Genomic DNA, 12189 nt, shown 5'->3' with positions numbered 1-12189 from the left:
CAAGCTGTACGCGCATTGGATGACGGTGAACTACCGCGAGTCCTACGGTATCTTCGGCTGCTCGGGCATCCTGTTCAACCACGAGTCGCCGCTGCGCGGCCGCGAGTTCGTCACCCGCAAGATCACCGACTCGGTCGCCAAGATCAAGCTGGGCAAGCTGGAGACGCTGGAATTGGGCAACCTGGACGCCAAGCGCGACTGGGGCTTCGCCAAGGAATACGTGGAAGGCATGTGGCGCATCCTGCAGGCCGACCAGCCTGACACCTACGTGCTGGCGACCAACCGCACCGAGACCGTGCGCGACTTCGTCACCATGGCCTTCAAGGCGGTGGACATCGCCATCGAATGGCAGGGCAGCGCGGACCATGAGACCGGCCACGACGCCCAGACCGGCAAGGTGCTGGTGCGCGTGTCGCCGAAGTTCTACCGTCCGGCCGAGGTCGAGCTGCTGATCGGCGATCCCGCCAAGGCCCTGAAGGAACTGAACTGGGCGCCGAAGACCACGCTGGAGGAGCTGTGCCAGATGATGGTGGAGGCCGACCTGCACCGGAACCAAGCCGGATTTTCATTCTGATGATCGAAAGCAAAGTGTGGGTCCGGCTGCTGTGGTCGGCCTGACAAGGCGCGGCAAGCGCGCCTGACGCAGATCAGGCAGCAGCTCAGCTGGGCGGCGCGGAAGGCGGCATTTCGCCGACATGTTGGCACGCGTACGCCAAGCCGGGCATTTTACCACCGGTTTTCGCTGCGCTCGCTCCAGTCGAGTGGTTGATATATTTCCATTAATTTTTAAGTTTCTGAGCCATTGGTGTACATCCACCTTAAGGTTTTCTCCAATGGAATTGGAATGATTTTCCCAATAACATTTTCTAAGCGATTGTTGTTTCCAATTTGCACTTCAATAACTTCCGGCAATTTCAATGCCTTGGTTTCAATGAGGTTTATTTTGAAATCAGCGATAGTCTCCATTGTTTTATGAATGTCTTCCAGAGAGTAAGCGATACCGGAGCAGACGTTATATACTCCGCTCTCAGGCGCTCGATAAAGTAATGCGCGATATGCGGCAGCCACTAGTCGCACATCTGAAAAATCCCTTTTGATATTCAATTGGGGTAATCTAATACTTGCTTCTCTTCTTTGGAAGCTATCCACTATTTTCGGCAAAAAGAAGCTTGGATGCTGGCCGAGCCCTGAGTAGTTAAATGGCCGGACAATAATGATGTGGATACGATCCATCCAAATTTTCGCTATGTGCTCAACGGAAATTTTTGAAACCGAGAAGTCATCGAGTGGGGATATTTCTACTTGCTCATCTATAACGGAATGCGATGAGTTTCCATAAACGCTTGCGTCAGAGATAATCATAACAATGGGACGCTTGAGGGAAATTGCATCCAACTCTTCCAGTAGCTTGCTGGTCCAAGCGATATCGACTGTATAAATTTTCTCTATATCGTCAGATTGGGTCTTAGGATGAGTTTCCAAATGGACTACAACATCGGGTCGAGCCTCTGATAAAAGAATCCGAATCGCAATCCGATCAATAAGTTCTAATTTTCGGATCTGAGTTCCGAACGGTAAGTTTCCTTGACCTGAGCTCGTTGTTCCAATTACGCGATATCCTGCAGCGAGTAATTCTCTTGCGACATATTGACCAGTAAAGCTGTCTGCACCGGTTATAAGCGCGGTTTTACCCACGCCTTCACGTGTGAGTGACATGATTTCTAAAGGGTTCATTAGTAAGATAATCCTGCTTGGTTAGGAGTCATATCAGCATCACTTATTATCTTGCACAGTTCCGCTAGTGAAGTTTTTGCCAACCAACATAACTCAGTTTGTGCTAGTAGGAATTCTGCAGGTGGTCGCCCTGCCCGGAAATACTGGTTAGTAATATCCATTTTATTTTTACATTGTAAAATGTTATGGGTGAGGCCAAAAGGGAATATTGTAACAGACAGGTTTCTCTACAAGCCTTTCGTTTCGCGTGAAACCGTACACGCACCTGCAAAGTACAGTGAGGCGTTCCTCTCATTTAAGGCCGCCGATTGAAGGTGGCGCCGATTCATCATAGGCTGGGAAACCGGGTCCGCGTGCATATCTTTCTGTGCATGCTGATTTACTACGCTGAATGGCATTTGCGAGATGCTTGGCGAGAACTGATGTTCACCGCAACGGACCCGCAAGCCAAGTTCGCAGGTGACTCCGTGGCGCCCGTCAAGCGCCCCGACGCGGCGCTGAGGAAGCTCGCCAGCAAGCCTCGATGATCACTCCCCCGTCCATTGCTTCCACCGCTATTGGCGGAAGTGGCGACCATCGTGGGCAACATCTGCAGCATCCCCAGAGATGACGCCGACACGGCGACCGTCAAGTCATCTCAATCCTATCCCCATACAAATACGCGCGCTTGAACTAGTCTCAGGGCTTTCAGGGTAACAAGACTGGTAAAAGGCCGTCAAGCTGCCGGCAGCGCGAGGACCCTATAATTTACTTCAAGCTCTAAAAAAAATATGGGGAACTTCAGGCTAGAATGCCCTTTTCCTCATTCCGGCCGCGTCCAACCCCGAGCTGGATTCAACTATGCGCTTCCTGTTTTTGCACCAGAACTTTCCCGGCCAGTTCCGTCATCTGGCGGCCCATCTGGCGCGCAATCCGGACCACACGGTCGTCAGCGTGGGACAGGATAACGCCGCTGCCATGCGGGGTGTGCCGCTGGTCCGCTACGCGCCGCGCCGTGCGCCCGCCAAGACCACCCACCGCTACCTGCGGGGCATAGAACACGGAATACTGACGGGGCAGGCGGTGGCGGAACGGCTGTCCGGCCTGAAGCGCGAGGGGTTCACGCCTGACGTGATCGTGGCCCATCCGGGCTGGGGCGACGCTCTGTATGTGAAGGATATCTATCCGCACGCCAAGCTGTTTAGTTTCTGTGAATTTTATTACCAGACCGACGGCGCGGACGCAGGCTTCGACCCGGACTTTCCGCTGAGCGTGGACGACCGCGCGCGCATTCGCACGCGCAACATGCTGCACCTGTTTAACTTGGAATACTGCGACGTGGCGGTGTCTCCCACGCATTGGCAAAAGCAGGTCCATCCCACCGCCTACCAGGGGCGCATCCACGTCATCCATGAGGGGGTCGACACCGAACTGGCTCGCCCGAATCCCGCCGCGCGCTTTACGCTGCCGGACGGACGCGTGCTCAACAGTTCCAACAAGGTGCTAACTTATGTGGCGCGCAACTTGGAACCCTACCGCGGTTTCCCGCAGTTCTTGCGAGCCGTCAGCCAACTGCAAGAGAGGAGTGTCGACGTAGACGTGCTGGTCATCGGCGGTGACGATACCAGTTATGGCGCCAAGCCGAAGGACGCGCTGAACTGGCGGGAGAAGTTGCTGCGCGAGATTCCCGTAAATCCTCGCCGCACGCATTTTCTAGGCAAGCTGCCATACAGGGAGTACCTGACGGCCTTGCAGGTGTCGAGCGTGCACGTCTACCTTACCTATCCCTTCGTGCTGTCGTGGTCAATGCTGGAGGCTATGTCTTGCGGCTGTCTGGTGATCGGCTCGCGGACGGCGCCCGTGCTTGAGGTGTTGCGCGACGGCCGCAACGGTCTGCTGGTCGATTTCTTCGACACTGCAGCGCTGGCGAACATGATCGAGGTGGCGCTGAACCAGCCACAGCGCGGGCAGGCCCTGCGCGCCGCCGCGCGCGAGACCATTACCAGCTTGTACTCGATCCAATTCGGCGTCGCGCAGTGGGAGGCGCTGATCCAGCGCGAAATGGGCGCGCTGGGCATTTGATGCCTAGCCAGTCGGTGCATGTCTGGCCGCCGACAGACGGCTTCCTCGCATGGATGGCCGATCATTTTTTCCTCGGCGGAGCATCTGGTGCCGCCCCGGGTGGACCTCCTCATCCGTAGCCTACGTCTTCGCGGTACGGCGCTTGTCACCGGCTCCGCCCCAGTTCGCGCGGACGGAATTTCTGAAAGGGAACTTTGGCTGTAGTATTATTAACCCTTTTTTGCAACTTGTGCTCCTCATGTCCACCGTTCCCACCCTCGTCAGCTATTCGCCTAGCTACTATGCCACCGGCGTCGCAGTCGACGCCAACATCGTCTTGAGATTCAGCGGAGAGATTCAGGCGGGTAGCGGCAATCTGATTGTCCGCGACAACGCGTCGCGTATCGTCACCCAAGAAAGCATCGGCACCAGCCCTCGCATCACGATTTCCGGCGCGACGCTCACGCTGGACCTACCTGCCAACCTCGCCTATTCATCGCGCTATACGGTCGACATCCCGTATGGCCTAGTCAAGGACTTGGCTGGAAGCCCGGTTGGCTATTGGTTTGAAATTCACTTCCAGACCGAATACAGCACCGCGCCGGTTACATTGCTCGGATCCGGTGGGGCGGACCTGCTGGAAGGCGGTTTGGCCGATGACGTGCTCGAAGGTGGTGGTGGTGATGACAGCCTCGGCGGCTACCATGGCAACGACACCCTGCGTGGCGGGCTAGGCGACGATAACCTCGACGGGGGCAAGGGCGACGATTCGCTTGACGGCGGCGATGGCGATGACGAGCTCGCTGATTCCGATGGCCACAATTTCCTCTGCGGGGGCGCAGGCAACGATTCCTTTTATACATACATGGCTTACTCCCAGCACAGCGTGCTTGATGGGGGCGCCGGAAATGATTACTTCCATAGCAATGGACAGGACACCATCGAAGGCGGGGCGGGCAACGATACAATTTCGTTGTCTGACGAGTACGCAGCAGGCGGTAGCGCGGTCGTGTCGGGCGGCGATGGTGAAGACCGGATCGAGGTCGAATTTTATAGTGCAGCCAACACCAGCGTGATCGCCAGCGGCGGCGGCGGCGTGGATACCTTTCTCTTGCCTCGCCGAGGGAACGGCGATGACATGTACGTGGTTACCGATTTCCAGGCCGGTGCCGGGGGCGACCTGATCGATCTCTGGATGATCATGCTTTGGTCGGATGCGCGCGGCAACCCCTTCCGTCCCGGCGGGTATATGCGATTGACGCAGGACGGTGCCGATACCTTGGTGCAGGAGCTGAAATACGCGTCGGCCACGGAGTTCTATACGGTGGCGCGGCTGGCCGGCGTGCGGATGGAGCAAGTGACGGCGGCCAATTTTGTTGGCGGCCTGGATCCGGCGGGGACGAGCAAAGGCATGACCGTGTACGGTACCGCCGGCAACGATCGGCTGTTGGGCTACGTGGCCGATGACACGCTGTATGGCCTACAAGGGTTTGACACACTAGACGGGCAGGATGGGAACGATTTGCTCGACGGGGGCACCGGCCTGGCACAGGACGCCGGTGACGAACTGTGGGGGGGCGAGGGCAATGACTCGCTGCTGGGAGGCAATGGCAGCGACACTATGCGTGGCGAGGAGGGCGACGATGTGCTGGAAGGCGGCGCAGATGATGACTTCCTGGAAGAGCAGTATGGAAACAACATTTTGCGTGGCGGAGCGGGCAACGACACGTTGAGCTCCACCGCCATCGGCGCCGGCCTCTACGAGGGCGATGATGGGGCCGACTCGATCACCGGCGGCTATGGCAACGATACGCTGTCGGGTGGCGCCGGCAATGACTCGTTAAACATCAGGACGTCCGGCGGCCAGCAAGCCAGCCACACGGTACAGGTTTTCGGCGGCGAAGGTGACGACCTTATCCAGTCATGGCTCTACACCGAGCCAGTCCGGATCTCTGCAAACGGGGGCGCGGGGGCCGACCTCTTTGTGTTCAAGGGTGTCAACATGGTCCTGGATTACACGATCACCGATTTCTCTGCGGCGGAAGGTGATCGCATCGATTTGCGCGGTGCCCTACCTTCGAACAGCAGCAATCCATTCGGGCCGACTGGCTACCTTGCGGCGTCGCAGGACGGGAACGACATGTCCGTATGGCTTGATCGCGATGGAGCGGCGGGAGCGCAATACGCGATGACTCGTATGCTCACGCTGAAGGGCGTGTCGCTTTCGAGTCTGAGCGCGGCCACCTTCGTTGGAAATTTCACCCCAGTGCTGAGCGTCGGGCGCGTGCTTGACGGTACGCCGGGCAACGATGTGTTGCAAGGGGCCTTCCTGAACGACATCATCAAAGGGGGCGACGGTGCCGATACGATATATGGCGGCAAAGGCGACGATATCATTGATGGCGGCGATGAAACCCTCGCGGGCACCGGCGACCAGCTCTATGGTGAGGCTGGAAACGACGCGCTCAATGGCGGAGCCGGGAAGGACTACCTGACTGGCGCAGACGGAAATGACACGCTGAGTGGCGGCAATGGCGACGATCAGCTCACTGATACGCTTGGCGATAACGTATTGCTCGGTGGCGCAGGCGACGATGCCCTATCCAGCGGAGGGGAGGAGGCCGCATCCCACGACAACCTGCGCGGCGCCAGCCGCCTCGAAGGTGGCGAGGGCAACGATACGCTCACCACTTATCAGGGCGACGATACGCTAATTGGCGGAACTGGTGATGATACTTTTTTTATCGCAGGCAATTATTCTCTTATTGACAATGCCATCACGCTGCAAGGGGGGGATGGCAATGATGTGATCCAATTCCGCGGCAGCAATCGCACAGGCATCAATACCAGTATCAACGCGACTGGCGGTGCAGGAACAGACACTTACCAGTTTGCCGCTCTGCAGATGACCGTGGTGATCAGCGACTTTGTCGCTGGTAATGGTGGGGACGTGCTCGATGTCGTTGCCTTGATGGAGAGTAGTGCCTTCAGACCGCCAAGCGGGAACCCTTTCGGCGCGCTGGGCTATTTGCGCCTCCAGCAAAGTGGCGCCGACGCCCTGGTTCAGTACGACCGCGACGGCGCGGCGGGCAGCAGTTACAGCTATGCCAACATGCTCACGCTTCGGGGTGTCACCGCAACGAATCTGACCGTCGCCAATTTTACCCAGGGCATCAGTCCATCAGGCTCCAACGACGGTTTGATGCTGCTTGGATCTGGCGCCAAAGATAAGCTGACGGGCGGCCTCCTCAACGATACGATAGTGGGAAATGGGGAGGCCGATGTCCTGGCAGGCGGCCCCGGCAATGATCAGGTGGAGGGCGGGGAGGGCAACGATTTCTTGCTTGGCGACGATGAGATTTCGTATTCCGGTGAAAACGACGTGCTGCTGGGCGGCGCGGGCGACGACGTCTTGCTCGGGAACTTTGGCAATGACACATTGTCCGGAGACGACGGCAATGATCGCTTGAGCGGTCAGGCCGGCGACGACCAACTGAGCGGCGGAGCAGGCAGCGATGATCTCTATGACGACAGCGGGAATAACGCGCTGGATGGCGGGGGTGGTGATGATTACCTGTCGGCGGGTGCCGGTGACGACACGATCGTGGGTGGCGCGGGCAATGACAGCGTCAACATTTGGACTGGTTATGGCGGAAGCGGGGTCCTGAACACCGTCGTGGTGGATTGCGGCGATGGTGATGACATCGTCACCTATAACCGGCACTATGAGCGGGCTTCCACCGTGCGGGTGACGGGTGGCGCGGGTTCGGATACTTACGTACTGGGCGGGACAAAATCCAGCGGCACGTTCATCGTCGCGGATTTTGCGGTCGGCGCCGGTGGAGATCGCATCGATGTGTTAAAGCTGCTTGGGACGGCCTACGAAGGTCCCAATCCATTTGTCGCAGGCGGGTTGCTCAAGCTGGTGCAGCGCGGCGCGGATACCGTATTGCGGTACGACTTCGATGGAACCGGAGTCGCCCCGCACCAGGATCTGATGGTGTTGCAAGGTGTATCGTCGGCCAACTTGACCGGAGAAAACTTCGTTGGCCACCTTTCTCCGGATGGCGCGAGTACCGGCATGACGCTGGCTGGTGGCGCGGCGGGAGATTCGCTTTCGGGTGGTTTTCTCGACGATACGATGAATGGCGGCGATGGCGTTGACTATTTGTCGGGCAATGCGGGCGACGACATGATATACGGCGACGCCGGGAATGACTATCTGCGCGGAGACAAGGGGAATGACGTGCTGGCTGGTGGCGCTGGCGATGATGATTTGTCTGGAGGCGTCGGCGATGATCGCCTGGATGGTGGCAGTGGCAATGATGGATTGTCGGATTTCGGTGGCAGCAATGTACTGAGCGGTGGCGCTGGTAATGACAAGCTTGACGTGGACGGCTACGGCGGCAGTAGCCTATTCGGTGGTGACGGTAATGACACTCTGTTTGCTGGCAACGGCACCGATACGCTGGACGGCGGCGCCGGCGATGATGTCCTGAGCGTTTTGTCCTATGGCGGGGCTGCGCCCATGCACGCCGTCGTCGTTGTCGGAGGCGAGGGAGAGGATCATATTGCTGTGCAATATATCTCTGCCCTGACACTGGCGGTGACGGCCAGCGGCGGCGGCGGTCGCGACACATTCAACGTCGGCACCGGCTCCCCATACGAGGTGAGTGACTTTGTCGCTGGCGACCAAGGTGACCGGATAGGGATAAAGGATCTGTTCGGCTGGCCGGGGCCGGTCAATCCGTTCATGGAAGGCAAGCTTGGCCTAGTGCAGTCAGGCGCTGACACGCTGCTGCGGTTCGACGGGGGCGGCAATGTCCAGACCACCGGCGTGACGGTGCTGGTGCTGAGGAACGTGCTGGCTTCGACGCTGACCGCCAGGAATTTCGTCGAGGGTGTCGATCCGCGCGGTATCACGGCGGCGCGCGATATCGCCGGAGACGGCTGGATAGATATGCTTGCGGGGGGCGCCTTGGACGATGTGCTTTCCGGCGGGGGCGGCGCCGACCTGATGTACGGTGGCGGCGGCAACGACCGAATGTCTGGCGACGAGGGTAGCGACCTGATGTATGGCAACGACGGTGTGGATACTGCCGTGTTCTCTGGCAACGTCGCCGGCTACCGACTGACCTACAACGGTGGCAGCGGCGATTGGCGGGGCGTGAGTGTGCAGGATCTCGATCCTGGCAATGGCGACAATGGACGCGACGGACTGCTCGGTTTCGAGGTGCTGCAATTCGCCGACCGGCAGCTTAACCTAGCCACCTTCGGCGCGCTGCGCTACATCGCCTCGCACGCCGACCTGATCAACCTTTATAAGGACTCGCCTGACGGCGGTCTCCAGCATTACATCGAGTACGGTTTCCAGGAGGGCCGGGCGGTTACCTTCGATCCGGCGGTGTACCTGGCCAACTACGCCGACCTGCGCGCACTCTACAGCGGCGACCTGGACGCGGCCACGCGGCACTATATCAACTTTGGCTACAAGGAAGGCCGCAGCGCCAACGCTGATGGCGACGACGCGTTCGCAGGCACAGCCGGCGCAGACACCCTGCGTGGCTACGGTGGCAACGACACCCTGACCGGCCACGCTGGCAACGACGTGCTCGACGGCGGCGCGGGCATCGACACTGCCATGTTCGGCGGCGCTGTTGTCGGCTACAAGCTCGGCTACGCGGGCGGCGTCGTGACGGTGCGGGACACCGACCTGGCCAACGGCGACGAGGGAACTGACACGCTAAGCGGCGTGGAACGGTTGCGCTTCGCTGACAAACTGCTGGACCTGGGCGGCTTCAACGCGCTCAACTACCTGGCCTCGTATGGCGATTTGATTAATGTCTTCAAGGCCGACGCCAACGCAGCCCTGGGGCACTACATTAGCAACGGCTTTCAGGAGGGGCGAGGCGCGAATTTCGACGCGGCCTGGTACTTGACCCACAACGCGGACCTGGGCGTGGCCTTCGGCGGCGACTTGGCGGCTGTGACGCGGCACTACATCACCGACGGCTACAAAGAGGGGCGCGCCGCGCACCTGAGCGGTTCGGCGGACGTTGACCTGCTGCGCGCCGGCGCCGGCGACGACGTGTTGACCGGCAACGGTGGCAACGATGCGCTCCAGGGCGGCGCGGGCACGGACACGGCCATGTTCGGCGGTGCCGCTTCCGGCTACAAGCTCGGCTACGCGGGCGGCGTCGTCACGGTGCGGGACACCGACCTGGCCAACGGCGACGAGGGCACGGACACGTTGAGCGGCGTGGAGCGGTTGCGCTTCGCCGACAAGCTGCTTGACTTGGGCGGCTTCAATGCGCTCAACTACTTGGCCTCGTATGGCGACTTGATTAATGTCTTCAAGACCGATGCCAACGCCGCCCTGGGGCACTACATTAGCAACGGCTTCCAGGAGGGGCGCGGCGCGAATTTCGATGCGGCCTGGTATTTGGCCCACAACGCGGACCTGGGCGTGGCCTTCGGCGGCGACTTGGCGGCGGTGACGCGGCACTACATCACCGACGGCTACAAAGAGGGGCGCGCCGCGCACCTGAACGGTTCGGCGGACGCCGACTTGCTGCGCGCTGGCGCCGGCGACGACGTGTTGACCGGCAACGGAGGCAACGATGCGCTTCATGGCGGCGCGGGCATGGACACGGCCATGTTCGGCGGCGCCGTTGCCGGCTACAAGCTCGGCTACGCGGGCGGCGTGGTGACGGTGCAGGACACCGACCTGGCCAACGGCGATGAGGGCACGGACACGCTGAGCGGCGTGGAGCGGCTGCGCTTCGCCGACAAGCTGCTGGACTTGGGCGGCTTCAACGCGTTGACCTATGTGGCCTCGTACGGCGATCTGATCGGAGTCTTCAAAACCGACGCCAACGCCGCACTGGGGCACTATATCAGCAACGGTTTCCAGGAGGGGCGTGGCGCCAGCTTCGATGCCGCCTGGTACTTGGCGCGCTACGCGGACCTGGGCGCGGCCTTTGGCGGCGACTTGGCGGCGGCGACGCGGCACTACATTACCGATGGCTACAAGGAGGGCCGCGCCGCGCACCTGAACGGCTCGGGGGGCGCCGACCTGCTGCGCGCCGGCGCCGGCGACGACGTGTTGACCGGCAACGGAGGCAACGATGCGCTTCATGGTGGCGCGGGTACGGACACGGCCATGTTCGGCGGCGCCGTTGCCGGCTACAAGCTTAGCTACGCGGGCGGCGTCGTCACGGTGTGGGACACCGACCTGGCCAACGGCGACGAGGGCACGGACACGCTGAGCGGGGTGGAGCGGCTGCGCTTCGCCGACAAGCTGCTGGACTTGGGCGGCTTCAACGCGTTGAGCTATGTGGCCTCGTACGGCGATCTGATCGGAGTCTTCAAAACCGACGCCAACGCCGCGCTGGGGCACTATATCAGCAACGGTTTCCAGGAGGGGCGTGGCGCCAGCTTCGATGCGGCTTGGTACCTGGCGCGCTACGCGGATTTGGGCGCGGCCTTCGGCGGCGATTTGGCGGCGGTGACGCGGCACTACATCACCGACGGCTACAAGGAGGGCCGCGCCGCGCAGCTGAACGGCTCGGCCGGTACCGACCTGTTGCGCGCCGGCGCCGGCAACGACATGTTGAATGGCTACGCGGGTAACGACAACCTGTTCGGCAACGCCGGCAACGACACACTGGCGGGTGGCTTGGGGGGAGACACGCTGACCGGCGGCGCGGGGGGGGATTCGTTTGTGTTCGACAGCGCGCCGGGCGGCGAGAACATCGACACGCTTGTCGATTTCAGCTCCGGCACGGATGTGATCGTGCTGGACGACGACATCTTCACAGCTTTCGGGGCGGTGCAGTCGACGGCGCTGGCGGTCACGGCGTTCGTCGCCGGCACGGCCGCGTTGGACGCGGATGACCGCATCATTTATGATCAGGCTAGCGGCAAGCTGTATTACGACTCCGATGGTAGTGGCGCGCTGGCGCAGCAGCAGATCGCCCTGATCGGCACGGCCAGCCACCCCGCGCTAAGCGCCGGCTCCATGCTGATACGCGACTGAAGCACTTGATCACCGCAGGATGCAGCATCCCGCCTGTACTAAATGGGTGCACTCGATAGTTCCTACCGAGCGCTGAATTTCTCCCAGCGGCAGCGCGACTCCGGGCCCATCGGGATCGGTACACATAGCGTTGGAAATACCGAAAGCGGGAATTTCAACTCGTCTTTCACCTATAGGCGAATCCACCATGGCGGCTCCATCGACGACAGGAGCTGACGCATGGGGAAACGACACGACGGAGCGGGCTTGGGAAGTACGGCTGCGGGAGTAGGCCGCTTCCGGTTTAGGCGAAAGCACGCCCCGCGCCCGCAATATCGATGCTTCCCGCGTGGAATGGTGACTTTTGCACCCTGGCGTCATGCCCTATAATGGCGAGT

Annotated in this window: 4 protein-coding genes; 3 read left to right on the top strand and 1 reads right to left on the bottom strand. The window is 60.4% G+C overall.

Going from position 1 to position 12189, the window contains the following annotated elements:
* Positions 1–574 (top strand): GDP-mannose 4,6-dehydratase (locus BM436_RS34000; protein WP_143133457.1); only part of this gene is annotated, 574 nt, incomplete at its 5' end.
* Positions 575–786: 212 nt separating this feature from the next.
* On the opposite strand, the gene BM436_RS33995 is transcribed toward BM436_RS34000, so the two are convergent.
* Positions 787–1734: an NAD-dependent epimerase/dehydratase family protein gene (locus tag BM436_RS33995; RefSeq protein WP_093561225.1), complete on the bottom strand. Its 948-nt coding sequence runs from the start codon at positions 1732–1734 to the stop codon at positions 787–789.
* Between the two features lie 840 nt (positions 1735–2574).
* Between BM436_RS33995 and BM436_RS33990 the strand changes: the two genes are divergently transcribed.
* Together BM436_RS33990 and BM436_RS38620 are read left to right on the top strand one after the other, a co-directional pair.
* Complete coding sequence (locus BM436_RS33990; RefSeq protein ID WP_093561223.1) at positions 2575–3795, top strand: glycosyltransferase family 4 protein; 1221 nt, start codon at positions 2575–2577, stop codon at positions 3793–3795.
* Between the two features lie 238 nt (positions 3796–4033).
* Entirely contained in the window at positions 4034–11812 is a 7779-nt protein-coding gene (locus BM436_RS38620) for a type I secretion C-terminal target domain-containing protein (RefSeq protein WP_177307779.1), read from the top strand.
* Positions 11813–12189: the final 377 nt, after the last annotated feature.

The organism is Pseudoduganella namucuonensis, from assembly GCF_900116645.1.
In the GTDB taxonomy this organism is placed as follows: domain Bacteria; phylum Pseudomonadota; class Gammaproteobacteria; order Burkholderiales; family Burkholderiaceae_D; genus Rugamonas; species Rugamonas namucuonensis.
The sequence above is the reverse complement of the archived record's forward strand: the minus strand, read 5'-3'. Positions and strand labels throughout refer to the sequence as shown.